Here is a 19,206-nt window from a genome sequence, read left to right on the forward strand (position 1 = left end):
GGGTGATCTTGGTCGAGAACCCATCTACCAGGAGCTTCGTCGTTGTGCAGAACCATCCAACACGCGGTCGCATCCGTCAGGTTGGAAGAGGCTCACTGCTCGACAACTCCCTGGCCGCGGACGGCGACGGCCATGCAAGCGCCTGCCTGCGGCGGTCGGGAGTTGGTTTGTGGTGTGTAGCGGGTGCCGAGGTTAGCGGTGGCCATCTGCCTTGCTAAGGTGGCCTGCTCTTCGATGTCCGCCAAGTCGTCGATGTGGAGCAGGCATTCGACGGGCAGCGGGCGGGCGGTCACGGCCCTTCACCGGAGGCAACCGCCGGACAGCCGTCCTTCCGCTTCCGACATCTCGGCGGGGTGCTGGCGTTCTCGGTCCGGACAGGCGGCCGCGTTGCCGTACGCATGCGCGAGGCAATCACGTTATGAAGCAGCCGAGTTGCACGTAAAGGTCCCGGACGCCTGTGACAACGACGGAGGGGTCTCCCGGCGCTGTGCGGTCGGATTCTCATCCCCGCGCTACTGCATGGGGGGTGGAGGTGGGGTGGACGTCAAGTGACGGGTGAGGGCGTCGCCGGCCTCGGGGGTGAGCGAGCCGGCCGGGTCGAGGCCGATGTGCTCGGCGATGTCGCGGGCGTGGATGCGGGTAGTGGCTTCCAGGAGGAGGGCGTAGGTGTTGGTGGCGGTGTGGGTGCGGGTCCGGGCGGTGAGGGTGAGGGTGAGGGTGAGGAGAGCGGCGGGCCACCACCAGACGGTGAGGGGAAGGTAGAGCAGAGCCCATGCGGTCAAGGTGGTGGCGCGAGTGAGCGTCTGTCGGGCGGCGGTGATCTCAGCGCGGGTCTCCTCGGGCAGGATCAGCCACAGATGGGGCCATACGGTCGCCAAGTCGACTCCGTGGTCGCGCTCCAGGCGGACGGCGGCGGCATTGAGGCGGTCACCGCTCCAGGTGGGGCGGGCGGGTTCCTCCGGGGCGATTCGGGTCATGGCACGTTCGGCAGAGTGCCGGGCGGTGGGGTCGGCCCGTCGGCCGAGGGCCAGGCCTGCTGCGGCGCTTTCGCGGAGGTCGTGCCAGGTGCGGGCGGCTGCGGTCCAGCGCTTGTGCCGGCGGGAGGTGCGCCAGGCGGCGAGCTGGCGGAAGGGGAGGGGCCAGGTGGGCCAGTCGGCGGCCAGCCAGAGCCGTTCGGCCAGCGAGCCGAGGGCCTGAGCGGCGAGTCCGGCTGCGGCGGCGCCGGCCAGCACGGCGACCAGCAGCACCACCTGGCCGCCTACCGTGTCCGCGGCGGGGTCGTTGGCCCAGCTGGTGATCTGGCCGGTCAACCGGGCCACGTCGAAGGGGTGGGAGTGACCGAGTGCGTGGGCGGCGGCAGCGACGGCGAGGTAGAGGGCGCCGGGCAGGACCAGCAGGGACAGCCACCGCTCGGCAAGTTTCTGGCCCAGCGTCGTGAGTAGCCCGCCCACCGGGTTAGAGCCGTTCCTTGCGCAGGTCGGCATCGCTGATGCGGCAGCGCGGCACCGAGGCGGTGGTCTGGGGCCACCAGTAGCGCGCGCACTGCCCGGCCGGGCACAGGTAGACGCTTTCCCGCGGCCGGTCGCTGATGCCGATCGGCTGAAGGCCGCGGGTGCCCGCCGCAGTGCCGGCGTAACCGTCCAGTCCCAGCGGATCACCGTTGGCGGCCTGCAGGACTGCGTGCAGCGCGGCCAGCGGGCCGACGAGGTCAACACCTTCCCGAACGGCGGCCAGTACCTGCTCCAGCGCTTGGGCCTGGCCTGTCTCCTGGTGCAGATCCCGGCGGATCTCGTCCAAATGCGCGCAGGCCACCGCCAGCCTGTTCGCAGCCTCCCCTTGTTCGTCGACCATGCATCCCCATCTGGCCAGATGTCGCCTTCGGTGCTCTTCAGGTCAACTACCTTAGTGTGGTGCTGTGTTGTTCCGCACCGCCAAGCGCACGTGGGCTCTTCCGCGATTCCAGGATGGGCATGCCACCGGGGGCGCGTCGGACTGAGCCGTGAGCATGCAACCAAGGGGGCACGGATGCGTGAGGAACGGCTGTCTGCGGTGTGGGCCAGGCTGCGGGGGATCGCTGAGACCGGGGATCCTTCCTTAGCGCTGGAAACACAGGCGCTCATGGAGGCTCGGCAACTCGCCGAAGTCCTCGACCCCGGCATTGGCGATGAAATCCACATGCGGGCCTGGTACGCGATCGGCTGGTTTCACTTCTACCGGTACCTAGCGCTCCCGGACGGCCAAGGCGATGCCGACCTGGACACCGCGTTGACAGCGTTCACTCCGTGCTTTTTGGTCGACGTCAGGGGCCTGCCCGAACCCCTCTTGCCGCATCTCGCCCAGAGTGCGGTCCCGCAGTCCATCGCCCTACTCGAGAAGGCGGTCTCCACCGACCCAGGCTTGCTGTCCGGCGCCGTGGATCTGTGTCGGCGCATCGCGGACGCCATCCGCACCGACGACCCCAGGCGGGGCGCGTACCTACACAATCTGGGGGCCGCGCTGCGGGTCCGGTTCCAGCGAACCGGGGTGGTGGCGCACCTGGATGACGCCATCACCGTCGGGCGGGCCGCTGCCGAAGCCACCCCCACCGACCACTCGCACCGAGCGGCGATGCTGTCCGGCCTGGGGAGCGCGCTGCGGGACCGATTCGAGCGAGTCGGAGATCTGGCGGACGTACATGAAGCCATCGATCTGCTGAGCGCAGCCGTCGAAGCCGCGCCCACCAGCGATCCGCACCGGGCCGGGTACCTGTCCGACCTCGGGGGCGCGCTGGGGGCCCGTTTTGAGCGCAGTGGGGGGTTGGCGGACCTGGACGACTGCATCGTCGCGGGGCGGGCTGCTGTCGAGGCCACTCCTGCCCACCACCCCGACCGGGTCAGGCACCTGTCCAACCTGGGGGCAGCTCTGCGAGCGCGGTTCGAGCGCAGTGGGGGGTTGGCGGACCTGGACGACTGCATCGTCGCGGGGCGGGCTGCTGTCGAGGCCACTCCTGCCCACCACCCCGATCGGGTGGGGCGGCTGTCAGCTCTGGGGATTGCGTTGCACCTTCGATTCGAGCGCGTCGGGGACCTGGCGGATGTGCATGAAGCCATCGATCTGCTGCACGCAACGGTCGAGGCCACTCCGAGCGAGCACCCCGAGCGAGCTGCGTACCTGTCAAATCTGGGGGCCGCGCTTTACCGCCGGTTCGAGCGCAGTGGCGTGTTGGCGGATTTGGACGCCTCCATTGCCGTAGGGCGGGCCGCTGTGGAGGCCACTCCCAGCGACCACCACCAGCGAGCCATGTACCTGTCCAACTTCGCGGCTGCACTGCGAGCGCGGTTTGAACACAGTGGGGGACTGGCGGATTTGGACGACGCCGTCACTGCCTGGCGGGCCGCTGTCGAAGTCACCACCAGCGACCACCACCAGCAGGCCATGTACCTGTCCAACCTCGGGGGCGCAATGCGGGTCCGGTTCGGGCGCAGTGGAGTGTTGGCGGATTTGGACGATTCCATTGCCGTGGGTCGAGCCGCTGTCGAGGCCACCCCTACCGAGCACCCCGAGCGAGCCGTCTACTTGTCCAACCTCGCGGGCTCCCTTCGCGTCCGGTTCATGCGCGGTCGGGAGCGGGCAGACCTGGACGCAGCGGTGTCTGCCCTCGACCAGGTGCGGGGGATGATCTCGGCGGCGCCTTCGAACCGCATCCAGGCTGCCTGGGACGTGGCCAGGCTCGTCGCGGGGTCGGATGCGGGGCGGGCGGCGGATGCGGCGGAGGCAGCTGTGCGGCTGCTGCCCGAGGTGACACCCCGCCAGCTGGGACGGGGTGATCAGCAGCATGCGCTGGGCCAGTTCGCCGGTCTGGCCGCGGATGCCGCTGCCCTCGTACTGGCCGATCCCCGGGGAAGCCGGCAGAAGAACGCAGCCCGCGCGCTGCGCTTGCTGGAGGCCGGGCGGGCAGTGCTGCTCAGTCAGGCGCTGGACACCCGCAGCGACCTCACCGACCTGATCCGGCACCGTCCCGATCTGGCCGCGCGGTTCATCCAGCTGCGCGACCAGATCGACCGGCCCACCGACACTTCTGCCTCTGTCTGGAGCGAGGAAGGCGACGCTGCCAAGGTGGGGCAGGCACGCCCCCTGCCCGACCGGCACCGGCTTGCCCACGACTTCGCCCACACCCTGGACGAGATCCGAGCGCTGGAGGGCTTTGCCTCCTTCGCACTCCCGCCCACCACCGAGGAACTCCTCACCGAGGCCGAAGAGGGCGCTGTGGTGGTGTTCAACGTCAGTCTCTACCGCAGTGACGCCCTGTTGCTGACCCGCAGTGGCATGACCCATGTGGAACTCCGTCACCTCACCACCCGAAACCTGTTCGAGAAGGTCACCGCCTTCCACGAGGCGCTGCACAGCGCGACATCGGGCGAGAGCAGGGAACAGCGGCGGAAGGCGCAGGACATCCTGGCCGGGGTTCTGCAATGGCTGTGGGACACCGCCGCCGGGCCTGTCCTGGAGGTGCTGGGCCACCGCACCACGCCGTCGGCGGAGGCCGAATGGCCGCGGATCTGGTGGGTACCGGGCGGACTGCTGGGACGGCTGCCCGTGCACGCCGCCGGCTACCACACCGACCTCGCCGACGACTCCCGTCGGCGCACCGTCATCGACCGGGTCGTCTCCTCCTATACCCCCACCGTCCGCGCCCTGCGCCACGCCCGCCAGCGCACCCCAGCCCTGGACACACCCGCCCAGGGACTGATCGTCGCGATGCCCACCACCCCCGGCCTCCCCGGCGACGGCCGCCTCCACCACGTCGATGCCGAAGTCGAGCTGCTGCGCAGGCACCTGCCACGCACTGTCCTGCTGCGCGAACCCGACTCCGCGGACCCGGACAGCCCTTCTCTGAGCACGCCCACCAAGGCCGCGGTACTGGACCGCCTCCCCACCTGCTCGATCGCGCACTTCGCCTGCCACGGCGCCAGCCACCCCACCGACCCTTCGAAGAGCAGACTCCTGCTCCACGACCACGACAGCGCCCCGCTCACCGTCGCCAGCCTCGCCCCCGTCCTTCTCGACCACGCCGAGCTGGCCTACCTGTCAGCCTGCCGCACCGCGGCCATCGACACCGCCGACCTGGTCGACGAGGCCATCCACCTGACCTCCGCCTTCCAACTCGCCGGATTTCCCCACGTCGTGGGCACTCTCTGGGAAGTCGTCGACCAGACCGCCGTCACCATGGCCGACGCCTTCTACACCCGCCTGCGCACCCCCGGCGGCACCATCGACACCAGCCGGGCGGCCTGGGCCCTCAACCAAGCCGTACGCGACCTGCGCGACGGCCACGACCTGCCCGGGAAACTCGACCGGACCACCGTCCCCTTCCTATGGGCCGCCTACCTACACGCCGGCGCCTGACCAGCAGCCGGCCTGGCCGGCGGCCTGCCCTGACCGCGTTCCGGAAATTCTGAGGATTCCGTGCGCCGAGCCACCGGAACCCGTGACAGGGTGTCGGTCGCTCTTGACCTCGTACATCACGAATGGAGCTGGAATGTTCCCAGGCACATCTGTTCCCGACCCCGATCCGCGCCGCAAGCCGTCAATTCTCGCTGAGCAGCTACTCGGGGACACCGATCAGATGATGGCGCTCACGGCCATGATCACATTCACCGCGCTGGGCGGGGGCGACCTGAGGGAGCCGCGGGTGGAGAATGCCGCTCTCGCGGCGCTGACCACGGCCGGGCAGGTCGTGGAGGGCCTGCACGCAGCCGGTGTCCTGGACCGCGACGGAGCCACTCAGCTGAAGCGTCCCGCAGCCGCCGCCCGAGAAGGCTTCCAACAGGCGATCGCCCAGCCGGGTCTGCTCCCGCCGACGCCGCCAGGGCCGGCCTCGGACGCGGAAGCCGGCGGCGGGAACCTACGCGACATCGCGGTCTGGTCTGCGGGTCTGGCCCCCGACCATGCGGCCGCCTTCGTCGACGCCGTCCTGGCATCCAACGACGCGACGATCGACACCGTGCTCCGCAACGTAGCCGAAATGCTGGACAACTCCGCAGACTCGGGAAACCCGTGGACCAGCGGGTCCGTGATGGCGGCACTGGCCGGTGACGCCGACCGAGACCCGATCGTCGAGACCATCGACACCCTCGTCTCGGCCGCCCGGATCATCGCCCCGGACACCAAGCGCACCACGGCGGATGCCGCTCTCGCCAAACTACGACACCCGGACGCGGACCGCTTCCGACACCGCCGCCGCGTCGTCCTCCAGCAACTGCTCCTGGGCTTGGGCGGCTTCATCTACGGCCGCGCACGCGAAGCCGCAACCTCATTCAGGCAGCTCGGCGGCGGCGACCTGCGTGACCCGATGGTTCTCAAGGCGGCGCAGACCGCATTCGACACCTATACGGCGTTGGCTGGACAGACCGGAAACGGCGTCAGCCCAGGCCAGTACGAGCTGGCCGAACCACACCTCACCGTCGCCCGAAACTCCTTCAAGCTGGCATACGAGTACACGGTCAAGCGCTCGGGGAGCGGCGCAGGCTGAGCCCGGCATCGCGGCGCCGCTCGACGAAGGCGGGACGCTGAGCAGTGCCTTGGCATCACACGGTGATACACAGCAAAGCCCTGCTGTCCGAGAGTTCCCTACGGCTTCGGCTGGTGTCTGCTCCGATCCCCGCGCTACGACCGCTTCCCGGCCGTGGCCCTGATTGTGAACTTCGCCGTTGCCCCTGGCCGCGGCGGCGATGCTCACCTTCCTGCCCACGGACCAGGCCTTACGGCGGCGGGGCCCGATCGCCGCCGTCCCGCCACAGGGCGCACAGGTGTGACCGGGGGCATGTCGTGATGAGGCCGCAGCGAAGAGAACGAAACGGACTCTCGAAGTGCGTCACCCACCTCACCTGTCACAACAGATCTCCGAAGTCGCAGCCGGCTCAAACCGCTCCGCTACCTGAATTTCGATGAAGCACCGATGCCGGGGATAGGCGCTCTTTAGAGGTCGTTTTCCTCCGATGTTTCATCCCGGAATCAGTTATTTCGTGGTCTTCTTCGGGTCGCGCCAGGAGATGGTTTTCTCGCTGGTGAGGCGGCGGGCCATGAGGTCGGTCATGGCGATGTGGATCACGGCTTCGGAGCGGGTGGAGAGGGTTTCGTAGTCGCGGGCCAGTCGGCGGTGGAGCATGAGCCAGCCGTAGGTCCGCTCGACCGCCCAGCGTTTCGGGATGGGGGTGAATTGAGGTGACCCCCGGAAGGTGGACACAGGGGTTTCATGCCGCGAGGGAGAGCATAGTCGGGGCATGGTGCTGCTGTTCGAACTCCAGCGGCGAGAGGTAGCCCAGCGCGCTGTGGCGTCGGCGGGCGTTGTAGTAGGTGAGCCACTGGAAGATCTCCAGCCTCGCCTGGCTCATCGTCTGGAACGGCTTGCCGTGCATGGCCTCGCGCTTGAGGCTCTGCCACAGGCTCTCTGCCAGGGCGTTGTCGTAGGACGAGCCGACCCGGCCCATGCTCCGGCGGCCCCCGTAACGGTCGCAGACCTGCGCGAACGCGGCCGAGGTGTACTGGGCCCCGCGGTCCGCGTGGAAGATCACGCCGGTGACGTTCCCGCCACGGGCGGTGACCGCTGCCTCGAGAGCTTCGATGACCAGCGAGGCGCGCATGTGGGCGGCCATCGACCAGCCGACCACGCGGCGCGAGCGGATATCGATCACACAAGCGAGGTAGAGCCAGGCAGCGCCGACCTGGATGTACGTGATGTCGCCGCACCAGCGTTCGTCCAGGTACTCGGCGGTGAAGTCCCGCTGCAACAGGTCCGGCACCGGCGGCGCGACAGGGTCCGGGACAGTGGTGCGCTTCTTGCGCCGCAGGTGGCGGCCGGCGATGCCGTGCTTGCGCATCAGCCTCGCCACCCGCTTGCGGTTCACGGTGTGTCCGAAGGCGCGTAGTTCGGCATAGACGCGCAGGGCGCCGTAGGTCTCCTTGTGCCCTGCGTGGATCTCGCGGATCTCCTCGACCAGGGCGTCCTCCTCGGCCTGCCGGCGAGCGCGGGTCCCGGCACCGGTAATCCACCAGTAGTAGCCCGACCGGGAGACCTGCAGAACCCGGCACAGCCGCTGCACACCGAAGTCGTCAGCATTCGCGGAGATGAAGTCCCAGCGGCGGGCCTTCACTTCATTTCCCGGGCAAAATACTGGGCCGCCCGGCGCAGGATCTCCCGCTCCAGCTGCCACTCCTTCTCCGCCCGGGCCAGCCGGGCGTTCTCCGCCCGCAGCCGCGCCAGCTCCGCCTGGACGCTCTCCGGCCCCGGCCTGCCGCCGGCCTGCGAACCGCCGTTCTCGGCGTCCCGCACCCAGGTCCGCAAGGTCTCGGGGTTGACGTTCAGATCGGCCGCGACGTCCTTGAACGTCCGCCTGCCGGCCGAGGCCCGCCACAACGCCACCGCGTCGGACCGGAACTCCGAGTTGTACTTCGAGGGCCGTCCCACGCAGATCTCCACCTTCCCGGATCACCAAGATCCATTGTCAGGTGTGTCCACATCACAGGGGTCACCTCACTCATCCGCCGCACCCCTCCCGACCAACACCCCACGCCACCAGTGCGCCCCCGTAACGCACAAGTGTCCCGGACCGAGACGGTCCGGGACACAGGAACGACGTGCTCGGGTGCGATCCGACGAGACCGTGCGCGCACGGCTCAGGGCTGCGCCGCCTGCTTCAGCAGCCCCTTGACGGACACTTTCGAGTTGCCGGAGACCCAGCCGATACCGTACCTCTCGGCCTCTGTCTGTATGTCGTTCTCGTCCAGGTCCCCGTACAGTTCGTCAAGCGACGGAATTTTCTCACGCCCCGCGAGGTCGATCGAGGTGACGAAGCCATCGACCACCTCTTGCGGCGACCAGAACGCCACTGCATAGCGCGGCTTCCGCGTCACGTTGATCAAATTGTTGTTGTAGCGCACCCTGCCGTGGAATATGACTTGCTCACCGCAGTCGTCAGGTGCGCAGCGCCCACCGTCCGCCTCGACCCAGGACGGGTCGGCGTAGAAATCATCGTCGAGCTTTCCGCGATCCTGCCTAAGGAAGGTGAATGAGAGCTCGGCGTTCAGCGTCTCGAACTTCGTGGCCTTGGGGAGAGTGATCACTCTCTCCATTTTGTACTCCTCCCCGATGTCCAAGGTCGACCAAGGTCCCTGGAACTGACCGGATGCGATGATCTCACTGGTGGCCCCCTTCTCGAAGGCCTGCGCATCCGAGTTCCAGTAGACGTCTCCCTCGTCACTCTTCCATTCCTTCACACCCTGGCCGTCCTCAGCGAACTCCGCCATCTCTCCGTAGACCGAGTAGTCGTCGACGATGATGTACACGGGGATCCCCCCGGCATTCTTCGCAGAAAGCTTTAGAGGGACGTGAATATAAGGCGAATCGGCGTCCGTCTGCGGTTTTCCAAATTCCGCTTTCAGGGTGAAGTGCAGGGGAGCGGCGATGGGTTGGTACACCAACGAGTAGCCCAGACTGACGGCTGTCAGGATCGCCGTGATGGTGACCCCTGCCGCGAACTTCCTGGGGTGGGGAATTCCTCTCCACACCTTTTCCCGGATGAGGATGTGGAGCGCCCATAGCGACCAGAGCCACAGGGCGAGGAAAAGTGGGACAGTGGCGATGAACTCTCGCTCCTGAAGCCACAGGAACAAGAGAAGGGTGCTGGTGGCCAGCGCCATGAGCACGCCGAGCAGGACCAGCGCTCCGGACAACCTGACCTGTTGGCGGCCCCAGTGGTCGACGACCGCGGGCAACGCGGCCCCCTGAACCGCGCCCGCCAACAGGAACAGAACACCGACCAGCCGTTGCGCGAAGGTCAGCGCCTCCAGGGCGTCCGCCCAGCCGATGACGAGATGGAGCCCCATCGAGCCGAGCAGCCCCACGAGCATGAGGCAGATGACCAGGTGCCGCCTCCAGCCCCGGTCGTCGGGCCAGACGCTGCTGTCACCGCCACGCCAGTGAACGCGCGAGGGGTCGTCGAGGTCCATGTCGTCTGGGTAGCCCAGGCGCCGGATGACCTTTCGCAATTCACCGAGCGACCAGGCGCTGCCCACTGTCTTGCCATGAATGGTTATCCGGCGCAGACCACGCCGGTCGGGTGGCTCGACGACCACCCAAGGTCGTATGCCCATGACCCCACCCTCAGCGCCCCACCCGTCATGTGCACGCTGAACTGCTGCGTTGGACTGAATCGGGGGCCTCACGGGCAGGCGCCGCAAGGCCCCCGTGACGGTCAGCCGACGGGAACGGCCACGGCACAGCTTTCGCTGTCTTGTGCCGGTGGTGCCGCCGTCGTTTACGGCTTGAACCTCATCGACTACATGCATCGGGAGTTCGACGAAACACGGAGTGACGTGGACGACACCTGGACCCCGAAGGTAACCGTCTCCTTCTGGCGGGACTTTCTTTAGGTCGCCCGCCGCACATGCGGCGGCGGGCGACCTGAGTTTGGGAAGCACCGATCCTCCAGCGCCTTCAGATGCTCTGACCAGGCACAACAGATACCAAGGGCACCTTAAGGGCGCCTCGTGGGACCCGTCGTTTACCGCAGTTCCCCGTCCTACCTGGCACGCGTCTGGCATGCCCGATGCGGACGGGTCGGGGATGGATCAGCGGTCGGTCCCTTCGGAGATCTGTCGAGCCAGCTCGTCGACCACTTGCGGCACCATCGGGCCAGCACCTTCCTTCTCCAGGGCGAGGACCAGGGCCTGCCGGACTGCTGCGTACGGCTGCCCACTGTGCGTCGCCCACGTACGGTCGACGCCTCGTTCTCTCGCGAACGGCCACCGCATGTGACCACCGAGCGCGTCACCGCCCGCGCGCTCCTCCCCAGCGGCGACCAGGCTGAGATCGCCGCCGACGGCCCACCCAAAGAGTGCGATAACCCTAGTTTTCCAGCGGCTAGCCCCGTGCCCGGCCACCATGATCTGTCATGGACCTTACTGGTATGGCTGCGATCCTTGCCCTCCTCGGCATCCCTGCAAGTGTTCTGATCGCCCGTTGGCAGATGCGCAGTACCTTGCGGCAGACAGAGGAAGCGAGCCGCGCTGCGCTCGTGATCGCCGAGTTGAACTACCGCAATGCCCTAGAGGTGGCCGAGGCGAACCATCGCAGCGCTTTGGAAGTCATGCGCGGGCAAGCCGATGTGGAGCGTGAGCGGTGGCTGCTTGAGGCGCGGAGCGCGCAGTACCGACTCTTCCAGGGTGCTGTGGCTCGGTGTCGTCGCAGTTACCTTGCTCAGGAGATTGACGTCGAGGAGTGGGAGGACGCCCTAGATGAGATCCATGAAGCCCTGTATGCGATTGGGGAGGTGGGGCCCGAGGAGCTCTATGGCATTGCGGCCAGGCTTAAGCGAATGTGCGGCACCATGGCCGACATGCGCTTGGCGCTCGACTCGAACTCGCAGGCGTCGCGAGCCCGCTATTGGGAAGACGTTGTCAGGCCACACCGGGTCGAGCTGAATCAGGCCATCAGTAGCGCACTGAACAGCTCAGACCTACGCGGCAACCGCGACCTGTAGCTGCATCGTTCTGGACAGCATCGATACGCCTTGTCTACCTGGGCGGTAGCTGAGCAGCTGCCTTTCTGTCGACACCTGAGGCCACCGACGCTCATGGCCCCAGCCACAGACCACCTAGCTCCCATCCCGTCTGCCGTCGACCCACACACCGTGGAGCGGGCGCGGTGCCGGGCGTCCAGGTGGAGCGCGCCAGTGTACGAACGACCTGGACGCCCGGTGCCGTGTCTGCTCGGCTCTGCCTGGGTCGACGGCAGACGGGACAAGTCGTCAAGCAGCACGAGGCCGTTCTGCGGAACATTCGTAATGGCGTGCGGGTAACCAGCAGGTGATCTGGACTGGCGGCTGAGCTTGGGGCCTCCGGGAAGGGGCCGGCCCCGCCAGACGGGGGATGACTGGCGGGGCCGAAGGAGGGGGAGCAGGCGGTTCCCACAGCGCGGGGACACTAGGGCTTGTCTGACAAATGATCACCGAGCGTGTGCGTGCTCGGTCCAATTGCCTTGCCGTCCTGACGCCAGCCAGTGATTCTGGGCAGGTGCCAGGACAGGGGAAAAGAAGGCGACGGCAAGAGGAGGCGCGGCAGCGGCTTGCTGCTCGCACCGCGCCGGACGCGGGACAGTGGGAAGTGGTCGTTGAGACTCGGGACCAGGCAGAGATGCGTACGCGGTTGTGTCGTCTTCGGGAGGCAGGAGTCGACGGGTCGATGATCCGGATCGACACGCTGTGCGGGCGCCCGGGGCTGCTGACCACCTACCGGCTGAGCCGTTTTGTGACGGACCCCGCGCGGGAGTCTGAGCACGAGCACTCTGATCAGTGATTTTGTGGCAGGTCGAGGTGAGTTGACGGATGCGGCGTGGGAGCGGATAGAGCCCCTGTTGCCGCGGGTGGATGGGCGTGGTCGTCCGTGGCGTGATCATCGGCAGGTGGTCAATGGGGTGCTGTGGCGGCTGCGGACCGGGGCTCCGTGGCGCGATCTGCCCGAGCGGTACGGACCCTGGCAGACCGTCTACGAGCGGTTCGCCCGCTGGGAAGCGGACGGGACCTGGGCAAAGCTGCTGGAACACGCCCAGGTCCGCGACGACGCGGTGGGCCGGGTGGAGTGGACCGTCTCCATCGACTCCACGATCAACCGGCCCCACCAGCACGCGGCCGGCGCCCGCAAAAAGGGGCCGCAGAAAGGGACGAACTGGAAGATCCGGGCTGCTCGCAGACGCGCCAGGCCCTCGACCGGCCCCGGGGCGGACTGGCCACCAAGGTCCACCTCGCCGTCGACGGCCGGGGCCTCCCGCTGTCCATCGTGCTGACGCCCGGCAACGTCAACGACGCCACTGCCTTCGGCCAGGTCCTCGACAGCATCCGCATCCCGCGCGCCGTTACGGGCCGACCTCGCACGACACCGACCCGAGTCCTGGGCGACAAGGTCTACTCCAGCCGGGCGATACGCCACCTGCTGCGGCGCCGCGGCATCGCCGTCACGATCCCCGAACGCCGCGACCAAGCGGCCAACCGCCGGCGCCGAGGGCGCCTCGGCGGCCGACCGCCCGCCTTCGACAAGGACATCTACCGCGACCGCAACGTGGTCGAACGATGCTTCGCACGCCTCAAGCAGTTCCGCGCGATCGCGACCAGATTCGACAAGCTCGCCGACCGCTACCGTGAGCCGTTTTCATCCTGTCTCTGTGGGGTGAAATGGCAGGTCAACGGGGGTGCGCAACGAGACGAGGCTCCTGATCGTTGCGGTGGTGTTCTCTACGCACCACGCATCGTCCGAGGAGCCTCGCTTGGTCCCGTATCGTGCCACGGTCGATGTCCCGCATGAGCTGGTTGAGCACGTTTCCTGGCTCATCTACGCACGAAGGTGTGAACGCCGTTCGCGGTGGCGGAAGCTGGGCTGCTTCCAGCAGGCCCTGCTCGCGCTGGTGCACCTGCGCAAGAACGAGACGCTGCCCGCCCTGGCAGCCGGCTTCGGTGTCTCGACAGCGACGGCCTGGCGGTACGTCGACGAGACCCTCGACGTCCTCACGGCATGGGCGCCGGGCCTGCACGAGGCCCTGACCGGCCTGGGCGAGGGCAACTTCGTCATCGTCGACGGCACCCTGATCCCCATCGATCGTATCGCTGCCGACGAGCCGTACTACTCCATGAAACACCGCAAGCACGGTATGAAGGTGCAGGTCATCGCCTGCCCTGACGGCACACCGCTCTGGTTCTCCCGTGCGACACCTGGCCGCACTCATGATCTGACTGCGGCACGAGCCCATGGCATCGTCCAGGCCTGCCTCACCCGGCAGATCCTCGTCCTCGCGGACCGCGCTTACCAGGGCGCCGGTGCCACCGTCCGAACCCCCTACTACCACCACCGCGAACAGCCCGCCCACTACCAGCAGTTCAACCGCGACCACGCCAGACTCAGAGCACCCGGCGAACGCGCCTTCGCGCAGCTGAAGTCCTGGCGACTGCTCCGCCGAGCCAGATGCTCCACCCGCCGCATCGGCACCATCGTCCAGGCCGTCCACACGCTGCTGACCTGCAGCTATTCAGGATGAAAACGGCTCAGTGGTCTGAGAGGCAGTGGTGGTTTGTGTGTGGGTGCTGGTCATGGGCTGTTTTGGGGCTGAAGGGCCACTGTCCTGGAAGTGAGAGATCCACAGGGCATCGCTGTTCCGGGGCGTTATCGCGGGAGGGGTGATGCTGTCTCAGTTTTGTGATTTCTGATCCGTTGGCCGGTGGGGGCTGGTGTGCTCGGGGTGTGGATCAGACATCGCTGGGTCCGGCCCTGGAACGGGCGGGTGGTGATGCGAGTGGGGTCTTGCCGGCTGTGTCGGTTCGGGCGTTGCGGGGACCTGCGGTGTGCCGTCTGCTGGCTTTGCGGCGGGAGGGGAAGCTCACCACTGCGCGGGTGCGGTCGGTGGCGGACGTGTTGGGCGTGCGGGAGCGGGCGGTATGGCGATGGCTGGCCGCCGCTGAGCAGGACGAGGCTGCGGCTGCGGCGCCGGGGGAGCGGGCTGTGTACCACGGACGGTTCACGGTCACTGACGAGGTCCGGGCTCTGCTGGCGTTGTGGAAGGTCAACGTGGCGGCGGTTCATCGTGAGTTGGCCGCTCGCGCGGTCAGGGGTGAGGGGGAGCCGCCGCTGTCGATTCCGACGTTGCATCGTGCGATCCGCCGGGACCTGTCGCCGGGGGAGCGGGCCGGGCTCGCGGGTGGGGAGCGGGCCGCACGGAAACACGATGTGTTCCTGGCCCGGCCACGCGGCTGGCGCAACCAGGTGTGGGAGACCGACCACATGCAGGCCCCCGTGCTCATCGATGTCGACGGCACCGCCCGCAGACCGTGGATCACCTGGTTCACTGACTGCGCCACGAACGCGATCACCGGCGTTGCGGTCACACCAGGTGCCCCGTCGCGGGAGTCGGTGCTTGCCGCGCTGCGCTCCGCAGTCCTGCGCGAGGAGCCTTACGGCCCGTTCGGCGGCCTTCCGGAGAAGGTGCGTGTCGACCGCGGCAAGGACTTCCTGTCCCGAACGGTGACCGCCGCGTTCGATCTCCTCGACGTCACCGTGGAAGACCTGCCTGCCTACACCCCCCACCTCAAAGGCACCGTGGAGGGGCTGAACCGTGCGGTGGAGAGCATGTTCCTGACCGCGCTGCCCGGCTACGCCCGCCAGCCGCGCCCCGGCAAACGGGCGCTGGCCGTCCGAATGACGAGGCGCTGCTCGGCTTCGAGGACTTCACCCCCTGCTTGCCGGCCTGGACACAACACCGAGCACCGCCCCGCACTGGCTTCAGGTGTAGGCCCCGGGTTCGCCCCCCCCGGGGCCTGGTCGACCTGTGTGATCGGTTTGGTTATTGGTAGCGGTCGATGGGTTCGGCTGCGAAGGTTCCGTCGTGTAGGCGGGCGCTGGTCAGTTGGAATCGCTCTGTCCCGCCGTCGGCCCGGTAGGTGATAGTGGTCCCGGCCGGGCGGGTGGTGGTGAGCTTGACCGGGTCGCCGTTGGTGTCGGTGGTGCCCAGCAGGGTGAAGTGGTGGATGGTCGTTCCGGGGGTGGTCTCGCCGTCTGTGGGAGTGATGGGGGCGCTGGGGAGGCTGGATGTGGATGTGCGGCGGGCGCGGATGCTGCGGACCACGGCGGTGACGAGCGCGATGGTCGCGGCCGCGCCGAGGGCGGCGAGGAACTCGGGCAGGATGTCGCGGAGCAGGTTCATGCCCGGGCTGCCATTCCGGGCAGCCACAGGCCCTGGCTCTCGGCACGGCGCCGTGCTTGATCGCGGACGAGATAGCGCACGCGTCGCCGAACACGTTCCCCGTCGGTTTCCGGATGCGGAGCCCCCGCGTACAGAGCGGCATCGGCCCACGTTGCGACGCCCGGGTGCATCCAGGACAGGACCACGGATCGCTCGAATTGGTCCAGCGTGCGCAGCAGGGCCTGCAGCCGGGCGTCGTCCGGTTCCGCACCTACGGCCATGTCGGCGGGGGAGGGCGAGCCCTCCACCAGATCGTGCAGCGTGAAGTCGGCGCCGAGAGGGGTGTCGAGCAGCAGCACGCGACTGCCGCCGGTCCGGCGAGTCCAGATCGGCTGCATGTCGGCGTGGAGGCGCCAGACCCGATTTCGCAGCTGCTGCAGCGCGTCGGCCGAGATGGGCTGGTAGTTCTGCAACGGAGCGATCCAGTCGTCGCCAAGCAGTGCCTCGGAGACTGCGGTGCGCCATTGCCCCGTGGAGCGCCGGCTGAGGACCTCCGTTGCGAAGCGGCTCACCAGCTCGTACTTTCCGGCTAGGGCGTCCTCGCGGGCCATGAGCGCGATCGCCAGGGGTGGTACCTCGGCAAAGACATCCCCCGTCTGGCGGTCGTACTCCATTTTGAGCGGCCTCGAAAACCCACGCTCAATGTCTTTGATGAGTGTGTTGCCGACTCGGCTCACGTGCATCCGAACCGGCGGTGAAGGTTCGAAGCCCTTGCTTGCGGGCTCTAGGGTGCCGTCGGCGAGGGCGTTGACCCGCAGATCGCCGGAGAACTTCGGCTTCTTCATACCCAGCAGGCGATAGGGGAACGCCCAGCGGGCGGTCGCCGGAACGGGTCCCGGCAGCGGCTGACGAACTTTAGGGGACTTCGCCCGGCGGGCTTTCGAGGGCTTCGGCACCAGTGCTTCCTTCCGCGTCAGTGGAACTTTTCACCTCCCTGGCGCGGCTGCGACCTCGAGCGACAACAAATCTCGCCAGCCATGATGTGTTCTGCGTCACACTAGGCAGTGAGCGTTTTCAGCGTTGCCTCTCCAGGGTGAGGACGGCTGCGGCGATTGACGTCATGCGGTTGGGGCTTACACGGGACCGACGGGAGATGCGCCAGGGCTTCAGCCGCGCCATCCCGCGTTCGACGGGTGCCCGGGCCTGGGTCAGGGCTCGGTTGACCGCGCAGCTGCGAGTCGACCTCCACCTCGCACTGCTCCAACTCGCCTGCAGCGTCATTCGCTTGCGACGCCTGCGAACCTGAAATGATCAGGTAGAGACAAGAACGTCCAGCGCCTACGATCACGCCCATGTCCCTCACCTCACCCATACCCGTCCTGCGTGGTTCCGGCGGAGCCGTCCTCCAATCCGAAGGCGACGACCTGGTACTGAGCCGGACGGATGTGGAGACGCGGATCCCGCTCCAGGCCGTTCGGCGGATCCGCGCCGAGGGGAGCGCGGTCGCTGTGGAGCTCACCGCCCCGGCCGGGACGACCCCGGCCGTTCACCGCGTCGACGGCGTGAGCGAGGCGGCGGCCGCGTTTTTCGCCGACGCGGTCAACGCGACCCTGCCCGAGCGCGCCGACGAGGGCGGGGAGACCGCCGACGGTTCGGCCCTCGTCACCGTCCGTGCCTTGAACGAGTCCCAGCAGGCCATCGAGTCCCAGCAGGACAGGGGGACGCGCGTCCTCAGGCGCTGGGTTGGGGCCGTCGCCCTCCTGACCGTCGTGCTCACCGTGGCCGTCTGGATCGCGGCGCCGGCGATCATCGCGCTCCCGATACTGGTCACCCTCCCCTTGGGCGCGACCGCCACCACGTTCGGCATCACGGGGCTGAAGATCGCCCGCGACGAGTGGTACCTGCCCCGGAAGGGCATCATCGTCGAGGCGGCACGGCACGAGAACATGACCGACCTGTTCGGCAAGACGGGGAACTACGTGTACACGGACATGCACGGCCAGAGCCGTGCCGTGTACGCCCAGAAGCGCGCCGAGATCATCCAGGTCGCCTACCACCCGCAGAACCCCGGCAACGTGGTCGCCTGCCAGTCGTTGCTGCACAGGTCCGTCTCGACCGTCGTCTGCGCGGGCATTTTCCTCTTTGGCCTCGCCGTCGACCTCCTCGTCGTCGGCCTGGCCATCGGTGCCTTCCTGGGCTTGTACGACAGTTACGGGACCACGGCGAGCTGACCCGCGCGACCCGCGCCCCCACCCGGTCTGGTGATCCGCTCCGAGCGGCACGGTACGGTCGCCCGAGCGGGCGGCGCACCCGCACCCAGCCCCAGCGCCGTGACCACCGTGACCAGGCGCTTCAGCAGTGAGCTCTTTCGGCCTGGCCACTGATCGGGTGACGGTGGCAGGGCATGTAACGCACGAGGCTCGCGTGCCGTTGGGGGAGGTGTTCGAAGTCTCAACCCATCGGCACAGGAGCCTCGTTGGTTCCCTATCCTGCCGCACTCGACCTTCCGCATGCTTTGGTCGAGTGGGTCACCATGCTCATCGTCACCCGTGAGGGTGACCGGCGCTGCAAGCTGCCGCCGCACCAGCGTGCGCTGGTCGCCTTGGTGTACCTGCGCAAGCACGACTGCCTCGCCCAGATAGCCGCTGGTTTCGGGATCTCCGTCGGCACCGCCCACGCCTACGTATCCGCCGTGATCGCTCTCCTCGCCGACCGGGCTCCTGGCCTGCTCAAGGTCCTGCGCGAGAGTGATCCGGACTACGTGCTGCTCGACGGCACCCTCGCGGAGTGCGACCGGACCGGAGACGGACGGGCCGACTACTCCCACAAGCACCGCCGGCACGGCGTGAACGTGCAGGTCGTGACCGACCCGACGGGCCACATGCTGTGGATCTCGCCCGCGCTGCCCGGCCGTGCCCACGACCTCACCGCGGCCCGCGCGCACCGGATCATCCGAATCTGCGAACGCCAGGGCGTCCCCGTCCTTGCCGACCGCGCCTATCAGGGAGCCGGACCGTGGGTGACCACCGGGCGCAAACGGCCTCCCGGCTGCGAACTCTCCCTGACCCAGCGCGCGGTCAACCGAGCACTGGCCCAGGCCCGGGCACCCGTCGAACGCGGGATGGCGCGGCTGAAGTCCTGGCGCATCTTCCGTCGGTCCCGTGTAAGCCCCAACCGCATGACATCAATCGCCGCAGCCGTCCTCACCCTGGAGAGGCAACGCTGAAAACGCTCACTGGTCCCGGAGACAGTCCGCCAGGCGCTGCCCCGCCCCTGAGGATGGTTCCACCCCGGCGCGGTTCGGCCGGTTGACGCTCTGCTGCTCCCTGCACCCATTGGTATCGACGCATGCCCCCACGGGCACGGGAGGGGCAGGTCGGGAGCCGATGAGAGAGAGGTGGGTGGCTCCGCCGGGTGTTTTGTCGGTTTCGGTGAAAGTAGTTCGACTGGGCTTGGGCATGGGATAAAACTGCAGCTCAGGAAGACTGCTCCCCGCTCGCGCGGGG

The 19,206-nt window shown here is 67.9% G+C and carries 14 protein-coding genes and 3 pseudogenes; 8 read left to right on the top strand and 9 right to left on the bottom strand.

Translation table 11 applies throughout. The features are described 5' to 3' along the window. Nucleotides 1-92: 92 nt before the first annotated feature. The 3 genes from ACFCY7_RS34690 to ACFCY7_RS34700 form a co-directional block, all read right to left on the bottom strand. Complete coding sequence (locus ACFCY7_RS34690; protein WP_376490052.1) at nucleotides 93-293, bottom strand: hypothetical protein; 201 nt, start codon at nucleotides 291-293, stop codon at nucleotides 93-95. 219 nt (nucleotides 294-512) lie between these two features. Next, nucleotides 513-1,451, bottom strand: coding sequence for a hypothetical protein (locus ACFCY7_RS34695; RefSeq protein WP_376490053.1), 939 nt, complete (start codon nucleotides 1,449-1,451; stop codon nucleotides 513-515). A 4-nt stretch (nucleotides 1,452-1,455) separates the two neighbouring features. Continuing rightward, nucleotides 1,456-1,851, bottom strand: a complete 396-nt coding sequence (locus ACFCY7_RS34700; protein ID WP_376490054.1) for a hypothetical protein — start codon at nucleotides 1,849-1,851, stop codon at nucleotides 1,456-1,458. 174 nt (nucleotides 1,852-2,025) lie between these two features. On the opposite strand from ACFCY7_RS34700, the gene ACFCY7_RS34705 reads away from it, so the two are divergent. Next, a complete protein-coding gene (locus tag ACFCY7_RS34705; RefSeq protein WP_376490055.1) occupies nucleotides 2,026-5,385 on the top strand; it encodes a CHAT domain-containing protein in 3,360 nt (1,119 codons plus the stop codon). Between the two features lie 133 nt (nucleotides 5,386-5,518). Further along, entirely contained in the window at nucleotides 5,519-6,511 is a 993-nt protein-coding gene (locus tag ACFCY7_RS34710; RefSeq protein WP_376490056.1) for a hypothetical protein, read from the top strand. Nucleotides 6,512-6,997: 486 nt separating this feature from the next. Here ACFCY7_RS34710 and ACFCY7_RS34715 read toward each other — a convergent pair. The 3 genes and pseudogenes from ACFCY7_RS34715 to ACFCY7_RS34725 form a co-directional block, all read right to left on the bottom strand. Further along, a pseudogene (locus tag ACFCY7_RS34715) lies at nucleotides 6,998-7,180 on the bottom strand (transposase); the annotation flags it as partial. 52 nt (nucleotides 7,181-7,232) lie between these two features. Then, nucleotides 7,233-8,446 (bottom strand): IS3 family transposase gene (locus ACFCY7_RS34720; protein WP_376490057.1). Its coding sequence is split into 2 segments (ribosomal slippage): nucleotides 7,233-8,197 and nucleotides 8,197-8,446, totalling 1,215 coding nucleotides; the frame shifts between segments, so codons are not numbered across the junction. Between the two features lie 209 nt (nucleotides 8,447-8,655). After that, complete coding sequence (locus ACFCY7_RS34725) at nucleotides 8,656-10,131, bottom strand: Yip1 family protein (protein ID WP_376490058.1); 1,476 nt, start codon at nucleotides 10,129-10,131, stop codon at nucleotides 8,656-8,658. 815 nt (nucleotides 10,132-10,946) lie between these two features. Here ACFCY7_RS34725 and ACFCY7_RS34730 point away from each other — a divergent pair. From ACFCY7_RS34730 to ACFCY7_RS34745, 4 genes and pseudogenes are all read left to right on the top strand, one after another. After that, nucleotides 10,947-11,519: a hypothetical protein gene (locus tag ACFCY7_RS34730; protein WP_376490059.1), complete on the top strand. Its 573-nt coding sequence runs from the start codon at nucleotides 10,947-10,949 to the stop codon at nucleotides 11,517-11,519. Nucleotides 11,520-12,337: 818 nt separating this feature from the next. Beyond that, nucleotides 12,338-13,173 (top strand): annotated as a pseudogene (locus tag ACFCY7_RS34735) (IS5 family transposase); the annotation flags it as partial. Nucleotides 13,174-13,297: 124 nt separating this feature from the next. Further along, nucleotides 13,298-14,062, top strand: a complete 765-nt coding sequence (locus ACFCY7_RS34740) for an IS5 family transposase (RefSeq protein WP_376490060.1) — start codon at nucleotides 13,298-13,300, stop codon at nucleotides 14,060-14,062. A 362-nt stretch (nucleotides 14,063-14,424) separates the two neighbouring features. Then, nucleotides 14,425-15,462 carry a transposase family protein gene (locus ACFCY7_RS34745; protein WP_376490061.1) on the top strand — a complete coding sequence of 346 codons (1,038 nt, stop codon included), beginning with the start codon at nucleotides 14,425-14,427 and terminating at the stop codon, nucleotides 15,460-15,462. Here the strand turns inward: ACFCY7_RS34745 and ACFCY7_RS34750 are convergent. From ACFCY7_RS34750 to ACFCY7_RS34760, 3 genes and pseudogenes are all read right to left on the bottom strand, one after another. Beyond that, the gene (locus tag ACFCY7_RS34750) at nucleotides 15,362-15,721 is read right to left on the bottom strand and encodes a hypothetical protein (protein WP_376490062.1); all 360 of its coding nucleotides are present in this window, start codon (nucleotides 15,719-15,721) and stop codon (nucleotides 15,362-15,364) included. The two genes, ACFCY7_RS34745 and ACFCY7_RS34750, sit on opposite strands and share 101 nt — an antisense overlap. Continuing rightward, nucleotides 15,718-16,656, bottom strand: coding sequence for a hypothetical protein (locus ACFCY7_RS34755; RefSeq protein WP_376490063.1), 939 nt, complete (start codon nucleotides 16,654-16,656; stop codon nucleotides 15,718-15,720). Before ACFCY7_RS34755 ends, ACFCY7_RS34750 begins: the two co-directional genes overlap by 4 nt. 118 nt (nucleotides 16,657-16,774) lie before the next feature. Then, nucleotides 16,775-16,924, bottom strand: a pseudogene (locus ACFCY7_RS34760) (IS5/IS1182 family transposase); the annotation flags it as partial. A gap of 128 nt (nucleotides 16,925-17,052) precedes the next feature. Here ACFCY7_RS34760 and ACFCY7_RS34765 point away from each other — a divergent pair. Both ACFCY7_RS34765 and ACFCY7_RS34770 read left to right on the top strand, forming a co-directional pair. Beyond that, nucleotides 17,053-17,931: a hypothetical protein gene (locus ACFCY7_RS34765; RefSeq protein ID WP_376490064.1), complete on the top strand. Its 879-nt coding sequence runs from the start codon at nucleotides 17,053-17,055 to the stop codon at nucleotides 17,929-17,931. Between the two features lie 245 nt (nucleotides 17,932-18,176). Continuing rightward, nucleotides 18,177-18,926: a transposase family protein gene (locus ACFCY7_RS34770; protein WP_376490065.1), complete on the top strand. Its 750-nt coding sequence runs from the start codon at nucleotides 18,177-18,179 to the stop codon at nucleotides 18,924-18,926. Nucleotides 18,927-19,206: the final 280 nt, after the last annotated feature.

Source organism: Streptomyces sp. NPDC056361, assembly GCF_042262805.1.
Classification (GTDB): domain Bacteria; phylum Actinomycetota; class Actinomycetes; order Streptomycetales; family Streptomycetaceae; genus Streptomyces.

Excerpts from the sequence above, each read along its gene's own strand:
- ACFCY7_RS34725 (WP_376490058.1), bottom strand. The coding sequence starts at position 10,131 with ATGGGCATACGACCTTGGGTGGTCGTCGAGCCACCCGACCGGCGTGGT.
- ACFCY7_RS34710 (WP_376490056.1), top strand. The coding sequence starts at position 5,519 with ATGTTCCCAGGCACATCTGTTCCCGACCCCGATCCGCGCCGCAAGCCG.
- ACFCY7_RS34700 (WP_376490054.1), bottom strand. The coding sequence starts at position 1,851 with ATGGTCGACGAACAAGGGGAGGCTGCGAACAGGCTGGCGGTGGCCTGC.
- ACFCY7_RS34705 (WP_376490055.1), top strand. The coding sequence starts at position 2,026 with ATGCGTGAGGAACGGCTGTCTGCGGTGTGGGCCAGGCTGCGGGGGATC.
- ACFCY7_RS34730 (WP_376490059.1), top strand. The coding sequence starts at position 10,947 with ATGGCTGCGATCCTTGCCCTCCTCGGCATCCCTGCAAGTGTTCTGATC.
- ACFCY7_RS34765 (WP_376490064.1), top strand. The coding sequence starts at position 17,053 with ATGTCCCTCACCTCACCCATACCCGTCCTGCGTGGTTCCGGCGGAGCC.
- ACFCY7_RS34750 (WP_376490062.1), bottom strand. The coding sequence starts at position 15,721 with ATGAACCTGCTCCGCGACATCCTGCCCGAGTTCCTCGCCGCCCTCGGC.